Origin of the sequence: Plantibacter sp. VKM Ac-2885 (assembly GCF_015351205.1) — a bacterium.
Lineage (GTDB): Bacteria > Actinomycetota > Actinomycetes > Actinomycetales > Microbacteriaceae > Plantibacter > Plantibacter auratus.
Window position 1 is genome coordinate 976,311 of record NZ_JADKSK010000002.1, and the last position, 23,760, is coordinate 1,000,070.

22 protein-coding genes are annotated in these 23,760 nt (G+C 70.0%); 6 read left to right on the forward strand and 16 right to left on the reverse strand.

Translation table 11 applies throughout. From position 1 onward, the window contains the following. Window positions 1–12: 12 nt before the first annotated feature. Entirely contained in the window at window positions 13–1,020 is a 1,008-nt protein-coding gene (locus ITJ66_RS17040) for a hypothetical protein (RefSeq protein WP_194645407.1), read from the reverse strand. 167 nt (window positions 1,021–1,187) lie between these two features. Here ITJ66_RS17040 and ITJ66_RS17045 point away from each other — a divergent pair, with 167 nt between their 5' ends. Next, window positions 1,188–1,862: a suppressor of fused domain protein gene (locus tag ITJ66_RS17045; RefSeq protein ID WP_194645408.1), complete on the forward strand. Its 675-nt coding sequence runs from the start codon at window positions 1,188–1,190 to the stop codon at window positions 1,860–1,862. An 18-nt stretch (window positions 1,863–1,880) separates the two neighbouring features. On the opposite strand, the gene ITJ66_RS17050 is transcribed toward ITJ66_RS17045, so the two are convergent. Next, entirely contained in the window at window positions 1,881–2,435 is a 555-nt protein-coding gene (locus ITJ66_RS17050; RefSeq protein ID WP_370582697.1) for a GNAT family N-acetyltransferase, read from the reverse strand. Between the two features lie 115 nt (window positions 2,436–2,550). Between ITJ66_RS17050 and ITJ66_RS17055 the strand changes: the two genes are divergently transcribed. Further along, window positions 2,551–3,063, forward strand: coding sequence for a hypothetical protein (locus ITJ66_RS17055; RefSeq protein WP_191941579.1), 513 nt, complete (start codon window positions 2,551–2,553; stop codon window positions 3,061–3,063). Window positions 3,064–3,078: 15 nt separating this feature from the next. Here the strand turns inward: ITJ66_RS17055 and ITJ66_RS17060 are convergent, their stop codons facing one another. Beyond that, window positions 3,079–4,194 carry a hypothetical protein gene (locus ITJ66_RS17060; RefSeq protein ID WP_194645410.1) on the reverse strand — a complete coding sequence of 372 codons (1,116 nt, stop codon included), beginning with the start codon at window positions 4,192–4,194 and terminating at the stop codon, window positions 3,079–3,081. 94 nt (window positions 4,195–4,288) lie between these two features. Here ITJ66_RS17060 and ITJ66_RS17065 point away from each other — a divergent pair, with 94 nt between their 5' ends. Beyond that, entirely contained in the window at window positions 4,289–4,918 is a 630-nt protein-coding gene (locus ITJ66_RS17065; RefSeq protein WP_194645411.1) for an isochorismatase family protein, read from the forward strand. A 14-nt stretch (window positions 4,919–4,932) separates the two neighbouring features. On the opposite strand, the gene ITJ66_RS17070 is transcribed toward ITJ66_RS17065, so the two are convergent. The 7 genes from ITJ66_RS17070 to ITJ66_RS17100 all read right to left on the reverse strand — a co-directional run bounded on the left by ITJ66_RS17070 (window position 4,933) and on the right by ITJ66_RS17100 (window position 11,676). Further along, window positions 4,933–6,441, reverse strand: a complete 1,509-nt coding sequence (locus tag ITJ66_RS17070) for an ABC transporter substrate-binding protein (protein ID WP_194645412.1) — start codon at window positions 6,439–6,441, stop codon at window positions 4,933–4,935. A 66-nt stretch (window positions 6,442–6,507) separates the two neighbouring features. Continuing rightward, on the reverse strand, window positions 6,508–7,380 hold the full coding sequence (locus ITJ66_RS17075) for a MurR/RpiR family transcriptional regulator (protein ID WP_191941575.1): 873 nt from the start codon (window positions 7,378–7,380) through the stop codon (window positions 6,508–6,510). Next, a complete protein-coding gene (gene phnE, locus ITJ66_RS17080) occupies window positions 7,361–8,236 on the reverse strand; it encodes a phosphonate ABC transporter, permease protein PhnE (protein WP_194645413.1) in 876 nt (291 codons plus the stop codon). The genes ITJ66_RS17075 and phnE (ITJ66_RS17080) overlap by 20 nt, the downstream gene beginning before the upstream one ends. Then, on the reverse strand, window positions 8,233–9,066 hold the full coding sequence (gene phnE, locus ITJ66_RS17085; protein WP_192018415.1) for a phosphonate ABC transporter, permease protein PhnE: 834 nt from the start codon (window positions 9,064–9,066) through the stop codon (window positions 8,233–8,235). The genes phnE (ITJ66_RS17080) and phnE (ITJ66_RS17085) overlap by 4 nt, the downstream gene beginning before the upstream one ends. Further along, window positions 9,063–9,887, reverse strand: coding sequence for a phosphonate ABC transporter ATP-binding protein (gene phnC, locus ITJ66_RS17090; RefSeq protein ID WP_194645414.1), 825 nt, complete (start codon window positions 9,885–9,887; stop codon window positions 9,063–9,065). Before phnC ends, phnE (ITJ66_RS17085) begins: the two co-directional genes overlap by 4 nt. A gap of 39 nt (window positions 9,888–9,926) precedes the next feature. Further along, window positions 9,927–10,937, reverse strand: coding sequence for a phosphate/phosphite/phosphonate ABC transporter substrate-binding protein (gene phnD / locus ITJ66_RS17095; protein WP_137243514.1), 1,011 nt, complete (start codon window positions 10,935–10,937; stop codon window positions 9,927–9,929). Window positions 10,938–10,968: 31 nt separating this feature from the next. Then, window positions 10,969–11,676 (reverse strand): HAD family hydrolase, encoded by a 708-nt coding sequence (locus ITJ66_RS17100; protein ID WP_228501974.1) that lies wholly within the window; start codon window positions 11,674–11,676, stop codon window positions 10,969–10,971. 147 nt (window positions 11,677–11,823) lie between these two features. Here ITJ66_RS17100 and ITJ66_RS17105 point away from each other — a divergent pair, with 147 nt between their 5' ends. Continuing rightward, the gene (locus ITJ66_RS17105) at window positions 11,824–12,444 is read left to right on the forward strand and encodes an amino acid deaminase (RefSeq protein WP_194645415.1); all 621 of its coding nucleotides are present in this window, start codon (window positions 11,824–11,826) and stop codon (window positions 12,442–12,444) included. A gap of 6 nt (window positions 12,445–12,450) precedes the next feature. On the opposite strand, the gene ITJ66_RS17110 is transcribed toward ITJ66_RS17105, so the two are convergent. Both ITJ66_RS17110 and ITJ66_RS17115 read right to left on the reverse strand, forming a co-directional pair. Next, complete coding sequence (locus ITJ66_RS17110; RefSeq protein WP_191941571.1) at window positions 12,451–13,011, reverse strand: hypothetical protein; 561 nt, start codon at window positions 13,009–13,011, stop codon at window positions 12,451–12,453. A gap of 83 nt (window positions 13,012–13,094) precedes the next feature. Beyond that, window positions 13,095–16,214, reverse strand: coding sequence for a DUF11 domain-containing protein (locus tag ITJ66_RS17115; RefSeq protein WP_194645416.1), 3,120 nt, complete (start codon window positions 16,212–16,214; stop codon window positions 13,095–13,097). 174 nt (window positions 16,215–16,388) lie between these two features. On the opposite strand from ITJ66_RS17115, the gene ITJ66_RS20260 reads away from it, so the two are divergent. Together ITJ66_RS20260 and ITJ66_RS17125 are read left to right on the forward strand one after the other, a co-directional pair. Continuing rightward, complete coding sequence (locus ITJ66_RS20260) at window positions 16,389–18,020, forward strand: LuxR C-terminal-related transcriptional regulator (RefSeq protein WP_194645417.1); 1,632 nt, start codon at window positions 16,389–16,391, stop codon at window positions 18,018–18,020. 138 nt (window positions 18,021–18,158) lie between these two features. Next, a complete protein-coding gene (locus tag ITJ66_RS17125; RefSeq protein ID WP_191941568.1) occupies window positions 18,159–18,995 on the forward strand; it encodes an alpha/beta fold hydrolase in 837 nt (278 codons plus the stop codon). A gap of 63 nt (window positions 18,996–19,058) precedes the next feature. On the opposite strand, the gene ITJ66_RS17130 is transcribed toward ITJ66_RS17125, so the two are convergent. Genes ITJ66_RS17130 through ITJ66_RS17145 form a run of 4 tightly spaced genes read right to left on the reverse strand, consistent with a single transcriptional unit; the run spans window position 19,059 to window position 23,624 of the window. Then, on the reverse strand, window positions 19,059–20,396 hold the full coding sequence (locus ITJ66_RS17130) for a glycoside hydrolase family 32 protein (RefSeq protein WP_194645418.1): 1,338 nt from the start codon (window positions 20,394–20,396) through the stop codon (window positions 19,059–19,061). A 53-nt stretch (window positions 20,397–20,449) separates the two neighbouring features. Continuing rightward, complete coding sequence (locus ITJ66_RS17135; RefSeq protein WP_192018423.1) at window positions 20,450–21,283, reverse strand: carbohydrate ABC transporter permease; 834 nt, start codon at window positions 21,281–21,283, stop codon at window positions 20,450–20,452. 8 nt (window positions 21,284–21,291) lie between these two features. Beyond that, entirely contained in the window at window positions 21,292–22,242 is a 951-nt protein-coding gene (locus tag ITJ66_RS17140; RefSeq protein ID WP_370582698.1) for a carbohydrate ABC transporter permease, read from the reverse strand. Beyond that, window positions 22,242–23,624 (reverse strand): extracellular solute-binding protein, encoded by a 1,383-nt coding sequence (locus ITJ66_RS17145; protein WP_138944888.1) that lies wholly within the window; start codon window positions 23,622–23,624, stop codon window positions 22,242–22,244. The genes ITJ66_RS17140 and ITJ66_RS17145 overlap by 1 nt, the downstream gene beginning before the upstream one ends. Between the last annotated feature and the right edge of the window lie 136 nt (window positions 23,625–23,760).

The window sequence follows — 23,760 nt, forward strand, 5'->3', positions numbered from 1 at the left end:
CGGCGGTGCCGCTCAGAGCGTCGTGATCCGCAGGGTGCTCGCGTACCCGTCGACAAGCGCAACCGACTGCTTCCAGTAGGCGTCCTCGATCGCGGCGTCGACCTTCGCCTCCACGCTGCCGTGTCCGTCAGGCAGCAGGAGCAGGACGGTGCCTCGGCGGGTGCTGGCAACGGCTTGGGCACCCGGACTCGACTGGACGACACTGTCGATCAGCCGACTCACGAGATCGTTCGCGTGCGCCACGCCGTAGGCGTCTTTGACCACGGTCAGATCGACGATCTCGATGGAGTGGACCACGGAACCCGGGTGGTCACGATGGAGTGCCCAGAGCCGACGGACCGTCGTGAAGCAACCGGGTCCTCCGCTCGCCCGCCGGCTGGAGAGCTCTTCGATTCGCAGGAACACCAGGACCAACGTGGTGACGACGACGAACACCAGGTTGATCACCGTCGTGATCTCGGTGTTGAAATACCGCTCGAACACACCGCCACGGGGACCCTGGAGACCGAAGACGACGGCCCGCGCACCGCTGTAGGACGCGTGAAGTGCGTGCACGATGGTCATCGCCCAGCTCACTCGGAACGACCCGAAGAGACCCCTCCGCGATTCGACAGCGGTCAGCACGGCGAAGAGGCTCAGGCTCAGCAGTTTCGGGACGACCCCCGCCCAGTTCGGACCTCGGGACTCGGGCAGGAACGTCAGGATCATGACGATCAGCACCACCGTGACGACCAGCCAGAACCGGATCCGTCGGCCGTTGAACGCCTGGCAGCCCAGCCAGACGAATCCGACAGCGCCGACCATGGCGCCGTTCCCCAACGCCACGACCAGGGACGGATGCCCCAGCCCCGTCGCGGCGAGGTAGGAAGCGGTGCACAGGACGGCGAGCATCGAGGCGGTGAGCCAGAGGTTGATGTACCGCCCGGAGAGCGACCGACGGCTGTCGACGACGAACAACAGTGCGCACGACCCGGCGACCAGCACGGATACGGCGAGCAGCACGAGGGTCTCGGAATTCATCGGTCCTCCGCATCGTCGCGCCTACCGTTTCGCCAGCACTCTAGTCCTCCCGCAGCCTTCGCCGTCGAGGCCGGAGGGGCATCGCTCGCACGCTCACGGCAAGACAGCCGCGGGAACGGTCGATGGCCGCCGGCCGTCCGTCGACGACCGATGTCTACACTCGTCGCATGGGCTTCTTCCGACGCAAATCCCAGCAGCCACCGATGTCACCCGCCGCGAGCGAGCCGGAGCCCGCCAAGGCTGACGACCTCGACGACCTCGATGAGCGTGGATGGGACGCCGTCACGCAGGCGGTGTCGCAGCACTACCCGGGTGCCCGCGAGTTCCATGTCGCCTACTCGCCCGGACTGCACTTCGGGTCCGCCCTGCAGGGGTGTTCGGCGTTGCCGGGCCCCGACCATTGGTTCTACGTCACCTACGGGCTCACCGAACTGTGGGGCAAGGATTCCGACGATCCGACGACGAGCGGCTTCGGGTACGAGCTCACGATGCGCGTGCGCCGGTCGCCATCGGACGAGACGCCGCCCCAGTGGCCGTACCGCGCGCTGATCGTCCTCGCGCAGTACGTGCGGAGTGGGCCGCAGGAGCTGTGGCTGGGGGACCGGATCCGGCTCGCCAACGGCGTGACCGATGATCCCGACGGCGCCCTCACGACCCTTGCGGTCACCGCCGACCCGGTGGTGGCTCCCGTCGAGACGCCGAACGGCCGGGTCGCCTTCTGGCAGGCGGTCGCGCTGACCGACACCGATGTCGAGGAGGCGAAGCGGTCGACGACGGACGAGGTGCTGCAGCGTCTGGCGCTCGGCGACCCGCTCTTGATCATCGATCAGGAGCGCCGCTGAGTCGTCGGGCCATCTGCCTCAGCCGCGGTCGCTCGCCAACAGGCCGAAGACGACCGTGTCGGTCCACTCGCCCTTGCTCCACCAGTTCTGCCGGAGGTGGGCCTCGTGCCGCATGCCGACCCGCTCCGCGAGTCGCGCCGACGCCGTGTTCCGGCCATCCAGCTGAGCGGCGACCCGGTGCATCCCGGGCGTGCTGAACGCGAGGTCGAGGACCGCACGGACGGCCTCGCTCGCGAACCCCTTGCCGCCGTGCGCCGGGTCGAGGACCCAGCCGATCTCGGCGACGCCCCGCTCGTGGTCGGTGTACCAGAGCAGGACCTCGCCCACCGGCGCACCTTCGTGCTCGACGATGAGTGCGAGCGCACGCGCCGGGCTGTCCAGGCCGGTGCGCTGAAGCCGCTCGGCACTCTTCGTCCGTGCGACCTCCTCCGTCCACGGCTCATCGAGGAGGTAGGTGGCGACGTCCGGTCGCGAATAGACCGAGAGCAACCAGGCCACGTCCGACGGTTCGTGCAGGCGGAGGATGAGTCGGTCGGTGGACAGCGGGAACGTCGTGGGAAGGGAGGTGCTCACGTCGATCAACGATACGAGATCACGACCCGGACCGCGCCGCGGACCTTCCGGACCGCGCGCGGGTGCGGCAACATGGATGGCGCCGACTCGCAGACCGCCTGAGGGGACCTCGTTCATGACCGCACCGCACCGCAGCCGACTCGCCCTCGTCTGGGGCTCCGCCCTCCTCGTCGCCGGCCTCCTCGCGGGATGCTCTGCACCGTCCAGCGAGGATCGCGACTCCGCGACGCCGTCGTCGACCCCCACCGTTACTGCGACCGCCGACGTTGCGGATGGGCCCGCCGACTACACGGCGTTCTGCGCGGCCAACCGGGCGGCGGCGACCGCGAAGTCGGGCACCGTCGGCGAGGACCTCGAGGCCGTGCAGGCGCAGGTCACGACCATCCGCGACCTCCTGCCCCTGGACGGTGTGAGCGCCGAGGTCGCAGCCGGTGCCGAAGTCTTCGCGACGTCCGCTGAGGAGACCGCCGCGATCCTCGCCGAGTTCCCGGCCGACAGCCTCGTCTCCGACGTCGGGCTCGACCCGAGGTTCACCGAGTCGCAGGCCGTGCAGAGCGCCGCGACCGACCCGAACTATCAGGCGTTCATCGCCTGGACCATCCAGACCTGCGGATTCGACACCGAGTGACCGCTCTGCCGGCCGTCACCGCGTCTGGGCGATGATCGCCTCGGCGACCGTCTGCGCGCCGTCGCCGGAGCTGACGGCGTAGAACGTCTCACCGACGGTGAGGTAGAGCGGCGACCGCGGACCGTCCATGCGGCGCGCGACGAGTGCCGACTCGCCGTCGACCGCGCCCTCGAGGGTGACCGGCTCGAGCGCCGCCGCCATGTCGGGCTGGGCTGCCAGCTCGTCGATGATCGTCGCGCCGTCGCGCACGACCAGGATGTCGGTGTACCCGAAGCCCTCTGCGAAGAGTTCGCAGCTGAACGCACCGACGCGGGCGCTCGCCGCATCCTCCAGGTCGCCGATCGGCTGGGCCCGTGGGTCGATGACGGTGTAGGTGGTGGTGGCCTCGCCGTACTGCAGTGCGGAGACGATCCCGGCCTCGTCCAGCCCGCCGTCGCAGGTCGCGTCGCCTTCGCGTGGCGCGAGCGCGGGCCAGGCGAGCTGAGCCTCGGAGGCGGGCTCCACCGTCGTGAAGGTGGTCTCCGCCGCCGTGGCGAGGTTGTCGAGGACCTCGCCCGACGGCGTGCCCTCGAACCGGCTGCCTGTGGAGGTCAGTCCGGAGGCGGTGATCGACAGCTCGACCCAGGCCGAGCCGACGGGCGCCGACACGCGCCATCCGGTTTCGCCCGACGAGGTGGTCGCCTCGACACCGGCGATCGTCCTCGTGTCCTCGGACGGTGTGTCGCCGGCGTAGGGCGGTGCCCAGTCGTCGGCAGCGCCCGGCAGGATCTCGATCGAGAGGTAGGCCCAGTCGCCCGCTCCGTCGCCGATCATCTGCTGTCCGGCACCCACCCGCCAGGAGCAGGCGAGGCCACCGGCCGCCGTCAGGACGGCCAGATCCACGGCGTCTGACGGTTGCACGGCCTCGACGACGTCCGCCGGTTCAGCGGCGAGGACGCCGGCGACCGTGTCGAGCGACGCGAGGTCGCTGCACGCGAGAAGATCGGCCGACGCCGGGGCGCTCGGTGCGTTGGAGGTCGGCGACGCGTTCGGTGTCGCGGACGACGCGCACGCCGACACTGACAGCACCACCATCACGGCGAGTCCCGCACTGATCCCGACCGACCGCATCCCCGCACCCCTGATCCCCATGCGCCGAGACTATCGGTGGCGCGCGTCGATCGCTTCCGAGGGAGGATGGAACCGGCGTCGTGCCGATGCCATCACCGAACCGAGGAGTTCCCCTGTGACCACGACCCGTCGCGCCCTGATCCTGATCGACGTCCAGCAGGAGTATTTCGCCGGTCCGCTCGCGATCCAGTACCCGCCGCGCGAGGAGTCGATCCTGCGGATCGCGACCGCCATCGACGCGGCGACGACGGCCGGGGTGCCCGTCGTGGTCGTCCAGCACTCATCCGGCAGCGGTGCACCGGTCTTCGACCCGGAAACGAGCGCCTTCGAGCTGCACCCCGAGGTCGTCCGCCGCGCGCAGCCGTCCTGGAAGGGCGTCGTGAAGCAGTACGGTTCGGTCTTCGCCGGGACGGACCTCGAAGCGTGGCTGCGCGAGCAGGGCGTGAACACCGTCACGCTCGTCGGGTACATGACGAACAACTGCGTCATCGCGTCCGCGGCGGGCGCCGAGGAACTCGGTATCGAGGTGGAAGTGCTCTCCGACGCGACCGGGGCCATCAACCTCGAGAACGCGGCCGGGTCCGTCGACGCGAAGACGGTGCACACGACGCTCATGGCGCTGCTCGACTCGAACTTCGGCGCGGTCGCGACGACGGGGGCGTGGATGCGGGCCCTCGCCGACCGGACACCGCTGCCGAAGGACGACCTGGTGTCCTCCGCCACGCGCACCGCCGAGCGCGACTAGCCTCCCGCCACCGATCAGTCGGTGACGGCGACGTCCCGGAGGTCGAGGTGCTCGCTGACGAAGTCGGTGGGGAAACCGGTGACGCCGTCGCGCACGACGGTGAGGGTGATCCCGGTGTAGAGCCAGTCTGCGGCGTGGTCCTTCGAGACCAGCGCTGCGGCTTCGCGGAGTCGTTCGTCGGCGACCTCGGGGTCGGTCGCAGCCCTGGCCTCGGCGACCAACGACTGCACCGTCGGGTTGTCGTAGCCGAAGTAATAGTCCGGGTCCGCCCAGTGCCGGATGTCGCGTGCCTCGACGTGGTTCACGAGACTGAGGTCGTAGTCGTGGTTCGTGTAGACGTCGTTCAACCACGTGGGGAACTCGACGCTGTCGACCGTGAGGGTGACGCCGATGGCCTTGAACTGCGACACCAGGACGTTGGTGGCGGCGGTGCCGTAGTGGTTCGGGACGGTGAGCGTGAGCGCGAGGTCCTCCTGGCCGGCCTGGGCGAGGAGCGCCTTCGCCGCCTCCGGGTCGTAGGTCACGACGTCGCTGAGGTCCTCGTAGCCGGGGTCGAGCTCCGGGATCGGTCCGTACTGCAGGGCCGCGGCGCCGCCGACCGCCTCGACGATCGCAGCGTGGTCGATGGCCGTGCGGAGCGCCTGCCGGACGAGGGGGTCGTCGAGCGGTGCGCGCTGGTTGTTGAAGGCGAGGGTGTACTTGTCGGTCGTCTTCCCCTCGACGATCGTCAGGCCGTCGGTACGAGCGACCTGGTCCCGCAGGTTCGCATCGAGACCGATCTGCACGTCGACCTCGCCGGCGAGGGTCGCGTTGACGGCCGAGGACGCATCGGGGATGTAGCTGAAGACGACCTCCTTCACCTTCGGAGCGTCACCCCAGTAGTCGTCGTTCCGTTCGACGGTGATGCTGTCGCCCTGCTTCCACGACGTGAGCGTGAACGGGCCGGTGCCGTTCGCCGTCGTCGACAGGTCGTTGTCGGCCCCGGCCTGGAGGACGAGCCCCGCACGACCCGTCAGCGCCCACAGCAGGTCGGAGTCGGGGGAGCTGAGCTGCAGGCGGACGGTGCGGTCGTCGACCGCCGTCACGCTCTGGAGCTGTTCCAGGTCGAGGTGGTCGACGAACGCCGCGTTCTGCTGCACCTGCGTGAGCGAGTCGACCACATCGGCGGCGGTCAGTGGAGCGCCGTCGTGGAAGGTCACGCCGTCGCGGAGGACGAAGGTGTAGGTGAGCCCGTCGGTGCTGACCTCGTGGCGCTCGGCGAGGGTGTCGACGATCTCGTTGTCCGGTGTGCGCGAGACCAGCCCCTGGTAGACGTTGTCGATGAGGACCTGCTCGAGTGCGACGCCGGAGGTCGTCCGGATGTTCAGGTCCGACGGCTCGAGGACGAGACCCACGCGGAGCGTCGCGTCGGTGTCCGCGGTGGGTGTCGTGGCTGGGCCCGCGCAGCCGGTGAGGACGAGCAGGGAACCGGTGGCCGCGATCACGGCGGTGAGCAGGTGACGACGCAGTCGGTGACGGGGCATGGAGAACATTCTCGCGGATCCCGGCACCGGCCCGGTCCGGCGCCGATCGGAACAGCCCGAGCCTGGTCAGTCCGAGGCGTCGTCCGACAGCGAGCCGCTGATGACGGCGAGCGTCGCCGACTGGGCGCGCTGCGCACGATCGCCCCGTCGGCCCACGAGCAGCCCGACCACGGATTCCGTCACGAGCATGATGGCGGCCCGGGAGGTGTGCACGAGTTCGTCCCTGAAGGTCGCGTCGATGGGAGCGACGACGAGCGCGACATCGGCGAGTTCGGCGACGGCCGAGCGCGGGAAGGAGGTGATCGCGAGGACGGTCGCGCCACTCGCTCGAGCTGCCGCGGCCACGTCGACGGAAGCGCGGTTCGCGCCCGAGCCCGACAGGACCAGACACGCCGCGCCCGGGCCGAGGTGGGTGGCGGCGATCTGCTGCCCGAGCGTGTCGGGCAGGTACTCCGCCGGCCGGCCGGCCGAGATGAGCCGCATCGCCAGATCGGAACCGAGCGGTGAGGAGAGGCCGTTCGCCGCGATGAGCAGCCTCGGCGCCTCGTCGAGCACGCCGACGAACCGTTCGAGCGTCTCCTCCGTCATCGCCGACGTCGTCTGGCCGAGGCGACCGGCGAAGTGGTCGACGGCCCCGCGGAGGGTGCCGAGCATCGTGTCGTCGCCATCGTCGCGGGCGGTCGGTGTCCCGAGCGCGACCTCGCGGGTGAGGGCGACACGCAGCTGCGGGTAGCCCTCGTACCCGAGCGACTGCGCGGTGCGGATGACGGTGGCGCGGCCGACACCGGCGAGGTCGGCGACCTCTTGGGCGGTGCGCTCGATGCTCGCCTCGATGTCCTCGGCCACCGTCTCGGCCACCCGGCGTTCGCTCGGCTGGAGCGACGGCGCGAGCATCGCGATCCTGGCCGTCGGCGGGGCGTCAGCGGACCCTGTCCACATTGCGGCTCCTCGTCGTGCGGGCGGGAAGGGCGGTACGGGTGGTGCGGGCGATGCCGGGGCCCCGGGTGATCCGGCGTCGGATGGCACCCGAGATCGCGTCCATCGTCATGGTCACGACGACCACCACGATCAGCAGCATCCCGACTGTATCCCACTGGCGATAGTTGGTGTAGTTCGCCAGCATGCTGCCGATCCCGCCCGCTCCGACGAGCCCGAGGACCGCCGAGGTGCGGATGTTGATCTCGAACCGGTAGAGCGCGAGCGACAGCAGTGCCGGGGCGGCGGCGGGCCAGAGCGCCCAGCGCGTCACCTCGGCGGTACCGCCACCGGCCGCGCGGACGGCCTCCGAGGCGCCCTCCTGCACGGACTCGATCGTCTCGTAGACCCACTTCCCCTGGGTGCCGATGCCGGCGATCCCGAGGGCCAGCGCACCCGTGAACGGGGTGAGCCCGGTGATCGTGAGCAGGATGAGGGCGATGATCACCTCCGGGACCGCGCGGATGACGGCGAAGACCCCGCGCAACGGCAGCCGCAGCCAGACCGGACCGACCGACCCTGCGGCGAGCATGCCGAGCGGGATCGAGACGAGGACGCAGAGGATGGCCCCGATCCAGGCCATCGAGATCGACCGCCACATCTCGGTGAGGGCCCGCGGCAGCTTCTCCCAGTTCGGGCTCTCGAACATGAGCCCGCCGAAGTGCACGAGCTGCGCCGGGACGGTGCCGAGGTCGCGCCAGTCGATCGGCAGGCCGGCGGTCGCGGCGATGACGACGATCCCGACGGCGACGGCCGCGATGGTCGGGACGAGTCGCGAGGGACGGCGGGGGAGCAAGCTGGTCGGATCGTTCGCGGTCATACGAGTCGCCTCCGCAGCAGGTTGGACGCGACCTCGATGAGCACGACGACGACGAGGATCTCGAGGACGATCACCGAGACGTCGTCGTAGGCGTAGAACGCCCGCCGTTCGTCGAGCAGCCGACCGATGCCGCCGGCGCCGACGATGCCGAGGATGGCGGAGATGCGGACGTTGAGCTCCAGGGTGTACAGCCACTGGTTCGCGAACAGCGGCCAGACCTGCGGGAGGACGGTGACGCGGTTGATCTGCGTCTGCGTCCCACCGGCGGCCTTGCCGGCCTCGATGTACGGGTGGTCGGCGGAGTCGATCGCCTCCGAGACGAGTTTGACGATGATGCCGAGGTCGAAGAGGAAGAGCGTCAGGAGGCCGGGCAGCGCACCGACGCCGACCATGGCGACGAGGATGGTCGCGTAGACGAGGTCGGGCACCGCTCGGACGACGTTGACGATCGCGCGCAGGATGCGACGCGACAGGCCGTTCGGGTTCGTCGGGGCAGCCGCCCACAGCGTCAGCGGGACGGACAGCAACGCAGCGGCCACCGCACCCACGAGCGCCATCTGGAGCGTCTCGAGCATCGGTTGCACCGTCCGCGGCAGGAAGGCGAAGTCGGGTTGGAAGAGCTGGAGGAGCAGACCGGATCCGTTGTCCCAGTGGGAGATGAGCGCGCCGAAGTCGAGCTGCACGCCGCCGATCGCCGGCAGGCAGGTGGCGATCGTGAAGGCGGCCACGGCCCCGATGATGAGCGCGGTCCGCAGCCGGGTGCTCGGCCTGGGCGGCAGCTGCCAGTCGGTCCCGGGCGGCAGCTTCACGTCGGTCCTGGTCGCCGTCATCGGTCCAGCCGATCGTCGGGCTGGATGGGGCGACCGTAGATCCGCTCGAAGTCCGCCTCGGTCGCGTCGGCTGCGGAGCCGTCGTAGACGAGTTCGCCGTCGCGGAGCCCGATCATGCGGGTCGTGTAGGTGCGAGCGAGGTCCATGAGGTGGATGTTCACGAGCACCGTGAGACCCATCTCGGTGTTCACCCGGCGCAGGTCGTTCATCACCGTGTGCGCGGTCGGCGGGTCGAGGCTCGCGACGGGCTCGTCAGCGAGCATGACGCTCGGCTGCTGCGTGAGGGCGCGGGCGATCGCGACCCGCTGCTTCTGCCCGCCGGAGAGCTGCGCCGCGCGGGTCCAGACCTTGTCGAGCATGCCGACCGACTGGAGCGAGCGCAGGGCGAGCTCCCGGTCGGTGGCGGTGGTCAGGCCGAGGACGTTCCGGTACGTCGGGGTGCTGGCGAACCTGCCCACGAGCACGTTGCGGTACACGCTCGTCCGGTCGGCCAGGTTGAAGCCCTGGAAGATCATGCCGACGTGCCCGCGCAGCCGACGGAGCTGCCTGCCGCGCAGACCGGTGACGATGTGCGGCCCGACGGCGACGGTCCCGCTCGTCGCCGGCACGAGGCCGTTGATCGTGCGGATGAGCGTCGACTTGCCGGAGCCGGAGAGGCCCACGACGGAGACCATCTCCCCGGGGGCGATGTCGAGTGAGACGTTGCGGAGCGCCTTCGTGCCGTTCGGGTAGGTGACCGAGACGTCGTCGAGACGGATGGACCACGACGCGGAGGCCGCGAGCTGGGCTCGGGCCTCCGCGCGATGCTGATCAGTGTTCATGCGCCGGATTCCTGGAGAGGGTCGATCGGTTGGAGCGGGTCAGTTCGAGAACTGGTCGAGGATCTCGCCGTAGCGGGTGATCTCGTCCGGTGCGGTCTTGTCGGTCCAGCCGGACAGGCCGACAAGGTCGAACATGACCTTTTTCGCCGCATCGGAGGAGTCCGCGTAGCCCGCCATGAGCTTGGTGAGCTGCTTCGTGAGGTCGGCCGGGAGCGACTTCGAGACCGCGACGCCGCCGTTGGGGATCATCTCGGTGTAGGCGAACGCGACGACCTTGTCGGCGACGTCGGGCGCCTCCTTGAGGACGGTCGTGCGCGCGTCCCAGTAGCCGAACGAGACCTCGGCGTCGCCGTTGTAGACGGAGAGGACCGCGTTGTTGTTGCCCTCGACCGGCACCTGGGTGATGTCGGCGTCCGTGTCGATGCCGGCGTCACGCATGGCGACCACGGGGTACTGGTAGCCGGCGGGCGAGGTCGCGGCCTGCAGGGCGACCTTGGTGCCCTTCGAGATCTTGTCGAGGGCCTTCAGCGCGGCCGGCCCGGAGCCGGTCGCAGCGTCGGCGCCGGGCTCGATGCCGTTGCAGTACGAGAGCGGGGTGTCGCTCGCCGCGTAGGTGACCATGACCGGAGCCTCGGCGCAGTACTTGTCGGGGTTGTTCGTGTAGGCGACCGACGCGTACGAGGTCGCGCCGAAGCGGACGTCGCGCAGGACGAGGTTCGCGTCGTAGCGCTCGGTCGCGTTGTAGAGCGAGCCGGCGTCGGTGATGATGACCTGCGCCTGGTCGCTGCCGAGGGCCTCGACGGTCGCGGCGTAGTCGGTCGCGACGACCCCGTTGACCTCGATGCCGAGGTTCTCCGACAGGTAGCTGGTGAGCGGGTCGAGTGCTTCGGCGAGGTCCTCGCCCTCCACCGACGGCACGAGCGAGATGGTGATGGAGTCGGGCCAGGACGCCGTGCCCGTGGCCGACGGCGACGAGGCGGCGGGGCTGCAGCCGGCGAGGGCGAGGGCGGCGACGGCCGCGACGCCGGTGAGGAGCAGGGTCTTGCGCATGTTCGGGATGCCTTTCGAGGGTGGAGGGTGATCAGGAGGCGGACGGAGCGGGAGTGGAAGTCTGGGAGGCGTCGGGGAAGCGCGATGCTGCTGCGGCCCAGGCGATGATCTGGTCGTACAGATCGGCGAGCGAGCGCCCACGCATCGTGGCGGTGGCCGTCGAGCGCTCGAAGGTCGCGCCGACGAGGGCGGTGTCGGCGCCCAGCTCGGCGGCGGGAGCGAGGTCGTTCTCGACGATGTCGCCGACGGCGAGGACGGGGCCGGCGGCGAGTGCGTCGCGGATGAGCGGGACGAGGCCTGCCGGCTTCCCGACGGTGAAGTGCACGGCGTCGAACGCCTCGGCGACGCCCCAGGTCTGGAGGAGCGCCGTGATGCCGTCACCGGGGGCGTTCGTGGCCAGGATGAGTCGGGCGTGGGTGCCCAGCGTCTCGAGGAACGCGGGCAGGCCCTCGGGGGAGTCGACCGCCGCTTCACTCGAGCCGAGCAGCGCGCGGGAGTCGTCGTAGGACGCGCCGATGACGTCGGCACCGACGCCGGCTTCGCGGGCGATCCGGGTCACGGCGTCGTACCCGTCGCGGGCATCGGTCTCGCCGGTCGCGAACGCGGCGAGGGCAGCCTCGGCGCGCATCGCGAACTCGGAATCGCCGGTGCGCTCGGCGATGGCGCGGGCGAAGGCCGTGATCGGCCCGTCACCGAGGGCGAGGGTGCCGTCGAAATCGAAGAGGATGGTGGGGGCCACAGGCGCTCCTTCTGAGCGTGTCGTTCACACGGCCGCTCCTGCGGACGCTCCGTCCATCATGGACGGCCAGTGTGGACGCAATCACCATGGCGGGTGAACGGCGGGTGAATTCACCGACGCACGAGCCGCCTATGCTGTGGTGCTGTGATGATGACGGAGCTCGCGCGACGAGCAGAGACCGAACCCTCGACTGTGCTCGAGGAGCACTCCTGGTTGGGTGCGGCGATCGACGAGGACACGGCGGCAGGCCGGTTCGCCTCGTGGGGTGCGTCGACCGTCATCGACGAGCACACGGGCGGGCCCGTGATCCCTCGTGTGCTGTTCGAGGCACTCCATGCGCGCGCCGGCCTCGCCGCGGCCTGGCCCGTCGGGAACGCCGGGCTCCTCCACGTCTACGGCTATCTGCTCTCGTCGGTCCCGACGCCGTACGGGTTGAAGCGTGACCGCTGGCTGGACGGGAGGCTCGCGCGCGCGTTCGGGCTCCCCGACGACGAGTTCGTCCCGTGGGCTCGTGCGTCGTCCCTGCTGTCGCGGGTGACGGCGGCCGCGCAGGACCTGCTCGCACGACCGGTACGGACGGCCGAGGGCCCGTCCGGTCGGATGCGTCTGGCGCTCGGCGACCCGACGGACACCGACGCCGTCGCGCTCGTGTACGGCATCGACGAGCGCCTGATCACGACCTTCCCGGTCGCCTCCGGAGCAGCGGTGCTGGAGGAGTGGGACGCCGACCCCGACCGTCCCCGGTGGAACGCGGCTGTCGAAGGCTGACGCGGATCAGGCGTCGGAGGATCCTCGGCGGGCGTCCCGGCGACGCCCTGATCGCACGCCGGATCGGCGGAGGCGCCCGGCGACGAGACCGGCCAGCTCCATGGCGAGGACGTAGCTCACGACGCGGACCGCGAGCAGCACGATGACGAGCACCGGCGAGACGAGGTCGGGCGAGATCACCGCGAAGGACAGCGCCCAGATCGCGACGCCGCCGGCCGCGGCCGCAATCCAGGTCGTCACGCGGGCGGGGTGACGGCGGCGGGCGAGCACCAGGTCGATCGCGGCTGCCGGAACGACGAGCGCGACGATGATCGCCGGGCCGAGGGCCGTGACGGGCAGTGCGAGGAGCCCGGTGACGGCTGCGGTGAGCACCGTCGCACCGGGGACGCCCGTCCAGCGCCTGGCGAGCATCGGCATCACCATCGTGACGGCGGCGATCGCGGCGTAGAGCACCGGGTTGAGCACCGCGGCGGTCGACGTCAGCGGGCTGACGAGGACGAGGATGACGGCACCGACGGCGCCGAAGGCCGCACAGCGCAGCAGGGTCGTGGTGGTCGCGGATCTCATGGCCTCAACAGGGTAGTGGTGGTGGAAGTACGACGGGCGGGCCGAGCCCGAAGGCTCGACCCGCCCGATCGGTCAGGTCCGGGTCAGCGCCCGGTGACGAGGCGGCGTCGGATGACGAGCCCGGTACCGAGCAACAGCAGGATCGCCGCTCCGACCGCCAGTGGTGCGACGGTCGTTCCGGTCGAGGCGAGCACCGGACCAGGCGTGCTCACGGTGGCCGTGGACGGGTCGGAGGTGAACGATTCGCCGCCCGGCGTCGTGCCGGTCCCGAATGCGGTGTTGCGGATCGAGCCCGCGTTCAGGTCAGCCTGGGTGACCGTGTACGTCGCGGTGCAGACGAGCTGGAGCCCGGGGGCGAGGAGCGCCGTGCCGGTCGGGCAGGTGATCGCGGAGAGCGTGCCCGTGCCGGTGAAGTCACCTTCCTGGACCGCGACGTCACGCAGCGTGACGTTGCCGGTGTTCGTCACCTGGAACGAGTAGGTGATGACCTGTCCTGCGGTCGTGGCCCGCTCGACGTCTGCCGTCTTGACCACCGAGAGACCGGGGACGGGCGGCGACGGGATCGTGACCTCGGACGGCGGCGAGACCGGCGGCACACCGTTCACGCTGTTCGGCGGCGTCGCCGTCGCGGTCGCCGAGTTCGTGATCAGCCCCGCGTCGACGTCGGCTTGCACGACCGTGTAGGTGGCCTCGCAGGTGATCGTCGCGCCCGGTGCCAACGCAGCGGCTTCGGGCGGGCAGACGACGTCGGACAGCTCGCCGGCGCCGGAGAACTCCCCTTCCACCACCGTCGGGTTCGTCAGCGTGACGTTCCCGGTGTTGGTGAGGAGGAAGGAGTAGGTGACGACCTGGCCGACGGCGAGGCCGTCCTGGGCCACCGTATCGGCCGACTTCACGACCGTGATGGCGGGTGTCGCCGGGAACGCGACGGTGGTCTCCGACGGCGGCGAGACCGGGGGAGTGCCACCGTTCGGCGGGGTGCCGGTCGCGGTCGCGCTGTTCGTGACCGATCCCGCGTCGACGTCGGCCTGGGTCACCGTGTAGGTGGCCTCGCAGGTGACGGTCGCAGCTGGGGCGAGCGAGCCTGCCGCGGGCGGGCAGACCACGTCGGAGAGCTCACCGGTGCCGGTGAAGTCGCCCTCGATGATCGAGACGTCGGCGAGGGTGACGTTGCCGGTGTTGGTGACCAGGAACGAGTAGGTGACGTCCTCGCCGGCGTTCGCGACCGTGGTCGGGGTCGCGGACTTCGCCACCGTGATGGCTGGCGCTGCCGGGAACTCGACGGTGGTCTCCGACGGCGGTGAGACCGGGGGAGTGCCGCCCGCCGGCGGGGTGCCGGTCGCGGTCGCCGAGTTGGTCACCGAGCCGGCGTCGACGTCGGCCTGCGTGACCGTGTAGCTCGCTTCGCAGGTGACGGTCGCCGCCGGGGCGAGCGAGCCCGCTGCGGCCGGGCACACCACGTCGGAGAGCTCGCCGGTGCCGGAGAACTCGCCCTCGATGATCGAGACGTCGGTCAGGGTGACGTTGCCGGTGTTGGTGACGAGGAACGAGTAGGTGACGTCCTCGCCGGCGCCCGCGACCGTCGTCGGCGTCGCCGACTTCACGACGGTGAGCGCCGGGGCCTGGGCCACGCCCGGAATGGTGACCTCGGACGGCGGTGAGACCGGCGGCTGGCCCTGGGGCGGTGTCCCGGTCGCGGTGGCCGAGTTGGAGACGCTACCGGCATCGATGTCGGCCTGCGTCATCGTGTAGGTGGCCTCACAGGTGACGGTCGCCGTAGGCGCGAGCGAGGCGGCTCCCGCCGGGCAGACGACATCGGAGAGGTCACCGGTCCCGGTGAACGCGCCCTCGTCGACCTGGACGTCGGTGAGCGGGACGTTGCCGGTGTTGGTGACGAGGAAGGAGTAGGTGATCTCGTCGCCGACGGCGTACTCCGCAGCAGCGGGGGACGCGGACTTCACGACGGTGATCGCGGGGGCCTGCGGCACGAACTCGACCGTGGCGTCGGCCGGCGGGTTGAGGCCCACGCTCGTGATGTTGTCGGGACCGTTCGTGAAGGTCCCGGCGACGGGCGAGGTGACCTCGACGGTGACGGCGCAGGAGGTCATCCCCTGGCTGAGGTTCCCGGTGACGTCGATCGACGAGCCGCCCTCGGGCGCGGTGACGACACCCGACGGGCAGGTGGTCGAGGCGTCGCCGTCGGCGATCGTCAGGCCGGCGGGCAGCGCGTCCGTGAAGGACCAGCCGTTCTTCGCCGCGAGCTCATCGGTGTTCGTGATCGTGAGGGTCAGCGTGGACGTCTCACCGGCGACGACGCTCGCCGGGCTGAACGACTTGTCCAATTGCGGGGAGACGTCGAGCACCTGGATGTTGTCGAAGGCGTGGTCGTTGCCGGCCGTGCCGCCGCCGGTCAGGTTGCGGGCGACGATGCCGACGGTCGCCCCGGGGAGCAGGACCGCTCCCGGCGAGACGTAGGTGCCGACGCGGACGTTCTCGGCCCCTGCCGCACCGGTGGCCGGTGCCGTGACGGACCGGGAGCCGGCTGCGGTACAACCGTTGATGGCCCCGACGGAGTGCGCACCGCCCTGGTCGTCGGTGAGGAAGAACTCGAGGACGGGCTGCTGCGACGCGTTGCAGGAAACCGCCGCGAGATCCACCGAGGTCGTGAGGTACCGGCCGGCGCTCGTGAGCGCGATCGGATCGACGGTCGCGAACTCGACCGCGTTCGGCGGGTTCATCGTGAGGTTCTGCTGCGAGGTCCAGGCGCTCACGGAGTGGTTGGCCGTGTCGCCGGCGCCGAGGGCCCAGGCGAGCTGCCGCGTGCGCCCTTCACCGGACGCCGACGCCGCGAGGCACTGCGGCTCCGCGGACGAGGCGAAGCTCGTGATGTTGCCGTTGCACTGGGTGTGGTCGCGCCAGGAGGCGTCCGCGGTGTACCGCGTGCCGTCGGCTCCGACGTAGTCCTCGATGTACGTCGGCGACGTCACGCCGTTCTCGAAGTCCTCGGTGTAGACGACCGAGCCCGTCTGCGGCGTTCCCGGCGTCCCCGGCAGCGCCTGCGCGCTCGAGCCGACCCCGACGAGCGACAGCGCCGACAGGACGGTCACCCCGATGATCCCCATGGTCGCGCGACCGGCGGACGGTGCCCCCCACCGGTTCCGCCACCGTGCGCGGTGACCCCTTCGACCCGTGTGCTGCTGCATGTGTGTTGCCTCCCCGTGAAGCGGCGGTGCGCCCGCCGAAAACCTGGCCCCAGCTGTGGGGCCGAGGATCAGTAGAGCGGCAACCCCGACGCGGTCCGGGCGGATCGGCCAAAGACCACCCCGCATCCTGCCCCGGGTGTTCCCCGACAGGTGACGGTCACTTAGGGTTGACCCGTGCACATCGGTCGGAATAGGTACTTTCCCTCCCTCGGGGCGGGGTTCCTCCACCCCACGGACGTCGCCCCGGCCACCCGTCTCCTCACCACGGCCATCCAGGAGGAGGACTGGGACACGGTCGTCTCGGTGATCGAGTACGAGTGGGGGATCCTCATGGCGCTCGACCTCGCGACGCTCGACCGCGCGCTGCAGGCACTCCCGGCGCGCGTGCTCTCGAACCACCCCATCGTCTTCGCCGTCCGCGAGATCCGGCTCAACATCCGCGGGGAGACCGACGCACTCGACCAGTCGGTGGGGCAGTTCCAGCTCCCGACCCATCCCGACGACATCCGTGACCGCGCCCGCTCCGAGCTTGCGCGCATCAGCCTGAGCGCATCGACGGCGTTCATGATCGCCTACCGCGTGCACGGCCGGCACCAGCGCGCGTTGCACTACGCGCGGATCACCGAGGAGCTCGCTCGCCGGGCCCGCGTGCACCGCCCGACCGAGTTCGCGCCCCGCGTCCCCACCGCCCTGCTGCAGGTGGGGATCACGACACTGCTCGTGGGAGACCTCCATGAGGCGAGCCTCGTCCTCCGCGAGGCGTACGAGCTCCGGCACGAGTCCTGGGACGGCCGGAACGACGGGGACGCCTCCGGCAAGCTCGCCCTGCTCTACGCCGTGCGCGGCGAGATCGTGGAGGCGGACCGCTGGCTCGAGCGCCACGACGACGGGGGCGGCGCGCACGGGTGGATGGTGCCGCTGGTCCAACTGTCGGGTGCCATCGCCCGGGCCTTGATCGCCATCGCCCGCGTCGACCGGGCAGCGGCTGAGGCGGCGCTCGCGACGCTGGAGCTCCAGGTCAACCGCGAGCGGTCCTGGGCCCCGTTCATCACCTACGCGCAAGCGCAGCACGCACTCCTCTGGGGCGATCGACGGGCGGCGCTGCAGCTCATCGAACGCACCCGCGTGTTCGCCGGTCGCAGCCTGCGTCATGCCGGGTCGGAGCGACTCCTCGACGCCGTGGAAGCGTCACTCCTCCTCGCCCTCGACCGGCCGACGGAGGCCAGCGTCCTCCTCGACGGCCGTGACCGCAATGCCCACACCGCGGCGGTCGCCTCGCGGCTCGCGCTCCTGAGCGACCGCAAACCCCTCGCCCGGGAGCTCGCCACCGCCGGGCTCGCCGAGGAGCACATCGACGCCGGTGCGCAGACGGAGCTGCTCATCACCTCCGCGCTCGCCGACGACTCGGACGAGGACGGTCGGCGGCATCTCCTGCAGGCGATCGCGACGACGGCGCGGACGGGGATGCTCACACCGTTCGTGGTCGCGCCGCGCAGGCCGCTTCGACAGCTCCTCGGCACGATGTCGCCCAGCGAGACCCATGCGCGGATCGAGCGGACGCTCGCCTCGAGTCCCGAGCCGACGCCGGAGACCGTGCAGCTCGTGGAGCTCACCGCCACCGAGCGCCGGATCCTCCAGCTCTCCGCGGAGGGCCGGACCCGACAGGACATCGCGCAGGCGCTGTACGTGTCCGCGAACACGGTGAAGTTCCACTTCCGGAACGTCTACCGCAAGCTCGGCGTCGACTCCCGCGAGGACGCGCTCGCCACCGCGCGACGGTTGGGGTTGCTCCCGACCGAGCGGTGAACGTGCCGGGTCGCCACGTCGCCGGAGTCTTCATCGGATAGGACATCGCCTCGCGGTTCGCAAGCCCCCATCCGCTCGCGGCACTCCCTCCGAAGCTGGTCTGAGTGGCCGCGACCTGCGGCCCGGGAGAGGAACGCCATGTCGGAGATCACCGCACACCACGGCCTGCTGAAGGAGACGAAGCTGCACGTCGACGACACCGGCGGCACCGGACGCCCGGTCGTCCTCATCCACGGGTGGCCGCTGTCGGGCGAGTCGTGGAAGGAACAGGTCCCGGCCTTCGAGGCCGCCGGCTACCGTGTCATCACCTACGATCGCCGCGGCTTCGGTCGCAGCGACAAGCCGCTGACCGGTTACGGCTACGACCGGCTCACCGACGACCTGCAGGCCGTCATCGAAGCCCTCGACCTGCGCGACGTGACGCTCGTCGGGTTCTCGATGGGTGGCGGCGAGGTCGCCCGGTACTTCACCCGCCACGGTTCGGAGCGCATCCACAGTGCGGTGTTCGCCTCCGCAGTGCCGCCCTACCTGCTGCAGACCCCCGGCAACCCGGACGGTCCGCTCCCCGTCTCCGAGGCCGCGAAGATGACCGCAGGTCTCACGGCGGACCAGGACGCGTTCTACGACCAGTTCACGACCGACTTCTTCTCGGTCGACGGCGAGCTGAAGGTCACGGAGGAGCAGCGTCAGGAAGCCCTCGCGCTCGCGCACCAGGCGTTCAAGCCCGCCGCGCTCGAGGCGATGGCGTCGTTCGCGAACACCGACTTCCGCGACGACTTGCCGAACGTCACGGTCCCGACGCTCGTCATCCACGGCGACAGCGATGCGACCGTCCCCTTCGAGGGCTCCGGTGCACGGACGCACGCGGCGATCCCGACGTCGACGCTGTATGTCGTCAAGGGTGCGCCGCACGGCGTCAACGTCAGCCACGCGGAGGAATGGAACGAGGCCGTCCTGGAGTTCCTCGCGAAGTAGGTCCGGCGACTGCACGCGGTGACGCGCGGCGCATTCCGTGCCGCGCGTCACCGCGTTTCCGGGTCAGCGGGACGCCGACACGCCGCCTGCCGTGGGGAGGGCCAGCGACCAGGCCTCGGCTCGCACGGCCGCGTCGTGCCGCACGGCGTACCGCTCGCCGTCGGCCGGATACGCCCGGAACGTCCGGGCGGGGTGCCCGGTGTGGTGGATCTCGACGATGGACGCGTCGATGAGGATCCGGACCTCGTCACCCTCGGCCAGCTCGCCCCGCCAGATCACCTGCATCTCCGAGCCCTCCAGCTCGAGGGAGGCCGTGCCTGCGCCCGTGAGTCGCACCTCCGCCTGATCAGGGAGTTCCGCCGCGTCGACGACCTCGGCCCGGAGTCCCGTCAGTTCCCGCGCGGGGATCAGCTCGACCTCGTCACCGTGGACCACGAGTTCGCGCGGGAACGTCAGCATGCCCGACCAGCCCTGCTCGTCGGTGTCCGCCTGCGTCCGGCCGTGCACGCCATCTGGTGCGATCTCCTGGGCCCAGCCCCAGAGCAGCACCCGCTCCGACTGTCCGTCCGAGCCGTCGGACTGCACGGCCTGCGGCGCGTAGAAGCTCGACCCCTCGTCGATGATGCCGGTCCGCCGGGCGCTGAACACGGGCCGCCCGGTGGCCTCGTCGAGCTCCATCGAGCCGAGGACCCAGGCCACCCCGCGGTGCGGCTGGCCGTCGAGCCACAGCGACACCAGCAGCACCCAGTCGCCACCGACGCGCACAAGCTGCGGGCACTCCCACCCCTCGCACGGAGCGAGCTCCGAGACGACCGGCGCATCGGCCGTCAGCAGGTACCCCTCCTCGGTCCAAGCGTCGAGGTCGTCGACACCGTAGAGGAGGAGCGCCCCACCGACGTCGGAACGGCCGGCACCCTGGATCGCCCAGCGGCGCCCACCCAGCTCGAAGACGAACGGGTCGCGCACCATCGTCACGCGCTCGTCCGCGGGGAGCCCGGCAGCGATGATGCGTTCGCCGCTCCAGTCCTGCGCATCCGCCGAACCGTGGACGACGACGACCTCCGAGAACCCGTGTCGATCACGCGCGCCCGAGTAGACGACGGCCGGCCGGCCCTGGTCGACGACCCCGACGCCACTCCAACAGCCGAAGCCGTCGGTGGTGCCCGGCCGGGGCGCCAGGGCCACCGGGTGCTCCTCCCAGGCGAGCAGGTCCGGCGAGCTCACGTGACCCCAGTGGATGTCCTCGTGCCGGGCCGACCCCGGGTTGTACTGGAAGAAGACGTGCCAGCGACCGTCGACGAACATGATGCCGTTGGGGTCGTTCAACCACCCGGCCTCGGGTCGTGGGTGCAGCAGTGGGAAGCCGCGGTCGAGGACGTGCGTTGCGTGGAGGCCGGTCATGGCTTCCTTTCGGTTCGAGATCAGTCGGATCGAGGGGAGGGCGGTGGTGCTGGTCACTTGCTGACGCCGGCGGTGAGCCCTTCGCGCAGCGGCTTCTGGCCGAAGACGAAGACCAGCGCAGCCGGGATCATGGACAGGACGACACCGGCGAGGACGGTCGCGACCGACCCGGTGCCGAGGTTGCCCTGCAGGGTCACGAGCCCGAGCGGGAGGGTGAAGTTCTGCTCGCTGATCGTGAGGATCAACGGTCGGAAGAACTCGTTCCAGTGGTAGTTGAACGCGAGGATGCCGACGATCGCGAGGCCCGGGGCGGCGAGCGGCAGGTAGATGCGGAAGAAGATCTTCCACGGTCCCGCCCCGTCGATCTGCGCCGCCTCGGCGAGCTCCGGCGGCAACCCCATGAAGTACTGCCGCATGAGGAACGTGCCGAACGCCGTCGGGATCATCGGGATGATGAGCGCGAGGAGCGTGTCGGAGAGTCCCATGCCGCGGATGAGCATGAACACGGGGACGATCGTCACCTGCATCGGCACCATCATCGTGGCGAGGATGAGGCCGAACAGGATGCGCTTGCCGCCGAAGTCGAAGCGCGCGAACACGTAGCCGGCCATGGCCGCACTGAGCATCTGCCCGGCCGCGATGAGGAGCGTCACGAGCGCGCTGTTCCACGTGTACAGCAGGATCGGGATCTTCTGGAAGACGTCGATGAACGCTCCTGGGCCGAACTCGGTCTGCCCGGTGGCGACGTTCGCCGGGGTGAGGGCCGTGATGAGCGTCCACACCACCGGAGCGAGGGTGAGGAAGGCGGCGATGACGAGGACGAGGAACTTCCCGGCCGAGGCGAGTCGGCGGCGTGTTGAGTCGGGGGTGACTGCTGCGATGGACATCTGGGACCTCATCCGTAGAAGACGAAACGCTTGCTCAGCCGGAACTGTGCGGCGGTGACGAGCATGATCAGGAGCGTCAGCACGATGCCGATCGCTGCGGCGAGACCGAAGTCGAGCTGCTGGAACGCGGACTCGTAGATCACCATCACCGCGGTTCGGGTGTCGTCTCCCGGCCCACCTCGCGTGAGGACGTACGGCTGATCGAAGATCTGCAGGGCGCTGATGATGGCCATGACGGACGCGACGAGCATGGTGGGACTCACGAGGGGCAGGGTGACGTTCCGGAACTGGCTCCAGCCGTACGCGCCGTCGAGCGACGACGCCTCGTAGACCTCGCGTGGGATCGCGGCGAGTCCGCCGATGAAGAGCAGGAAGGTGAAGCCGAAGTTCTGCCACACGTAGACGAGGAGGACGACGATCTTCGCCCCGAACCCGGTCGTCAACCAGCCGATGTTCCCGACGCCGAAGAGTCCGAGGAACTCGTTGACGAGACCGAACTCCTGGTTGAACAGGTACGACATCACGAGCGAGACGGACGCGGCCGACAGCACCAACGGGAAGAACAGTGCGGAGCGGAAGAAGGTGCGCAGCCATTCCGGCATCCGCGACTGCACGAGGATCGCGAGCAGGAGGGCGACGGCGAGCTGCAGCGTCACCGCCACCACGACGAAGCCGACCGTGTTCAGGAAGGACACGCGCACCGTGGGGTTGGCCGCGAGGTCGACGAAGTTGCCGACGCCGACGAACTCGGGTGCCGAGATGATGTCCCACCGGAAGAAGGCGAGGACGAACGACCCGATGATCGGGATGAAGCTGAAGAGTCCGAGGCCGATGAGCGTCGGGGCGAGGAACACCCAGACGAGCAGTCGGCTGCCGCGAGGGGCACGCTTGCGCCGTCCGGTCTTGGCCTCGGGCGGGACGACCAGTGCCCGGGTCGCCGTCGGTGACTGCAGTGCCATCATCGTCCCTTCAGCGCGAGCTCGAGGTCCCGCTGCATCGTCTCGAGGCCGCGGCGGACGCCGTTCGGGCCGTTCGTGATCGTGCCGACCACGTTCTTGATGAGGGCCGACTCCACGGCCGCCTGCTGGGGCGGCGCGGGCATCGGGCCGGTCGTCGGGAACCGGTCGAGGGTGTCGTAGAAGACCTCCCAGTGCTTCGGTCCGATGTCACCGCCGTACAGCTCGGCGTTGAGAGAACGTCGGGGCAGCGACGAGTCGGGCTGGCTGTGCGCGATCGACATGCCCTCGACGGAGATGCAGTACTTCATCCACTCCCACGCCTCGTCCTTGCGTTCGGAGGTCTGCATCATCGCGTAGCCGCCGGCTCCGAACTGGTGGCGCTGTCCGCGCATCTTCGGGAAGTAGGTGACGTCGTACTCGTCATTGCCGAGGCCGGCGTCGTTGAGTCCCTTGACCCAGAACCCGCCGGCCGGCGTCATGCCGACCGAGCCGCGGGAGAAGAGCGAGACGAGCTCGTTGCCGCCGCCCTGCGCGGGGTTCGCGGCGATGCCCTCGGAGACCATGCGCTGCAGGACCTCGAAGCTCTCGACGGTGCGGTCGCTGAGCGCGTCGGCGTTCTCCCACAGGTACCCACCACCACGAGGGGTCTCGTTCGGGTAGAACTTCGACCACATCCAGTCGCCGCCGGGTGCTTTCTCCTCGGTGAGGAAGCTCGTGTCGTTGATGTACAACCAGGGCACGACGCCGCCCCAGAGTCGGTTGTTCCAGAAGTACGGCAGGAACGATCCGGGGGCGCTGGCCTGCATGGTGCGGCCGACGGTGAAGAAGTCGTCGACCGACCAGTCGTCGCGCGGACGCTCGAGGCCGGCCCGCTCGAACGCGGAGGTGTTGTAGTACATGTTCGCCGCGTTGAAGTTGTCGGGCAGTTGGAACAGGTTGCCCTTGTACATGAACGACTCGATGAGCGAGGGGTTCACGTCGTCGAAGTACTCCTGCAGCTCGGCGGCGTCGCGCTGCACGTACTCGTCGATCGGGTGGGCGAGGCGCTCGGCGAACAGCTGGGTGCCCTCCGTGGCGACCGACACGATGTCCGGCGGGGTGCCGGCCGCGACCATCGTGAGGATCTTGGCGAAGAAGTTGCCCCAGTCCTGGCCCTGGATCGCGATGATCCGGACGGGGATGTCGGGGTGCAGCTTCTGGAAGCCGTCCACGAGCGACTGCCGGGCGGCGGCGTCCTGGGCGGTGCCGAAGAGGGCGACGGTGAGGGCGTCGTCACCTCGGCCGGGGATGTCTCCGCCGGTGAGGCGCGGCCAGGAGATGGCCGTGCCCGCCAGACCGAGACCGAGCAGGGCGAGTGCCGCCCTGCGACTCAGATCAACCACGTTGTTGCTCCTGCGAAATCGGGGCCGACCGTTCGCAGGGCGCGGACGATGAGCCGTGAATGAAGGTGCTGAACGGATTCAGCAAACGAAACATAACACAGCTCCGCGCGATATGCTGAACTGATTCAGCAAACCG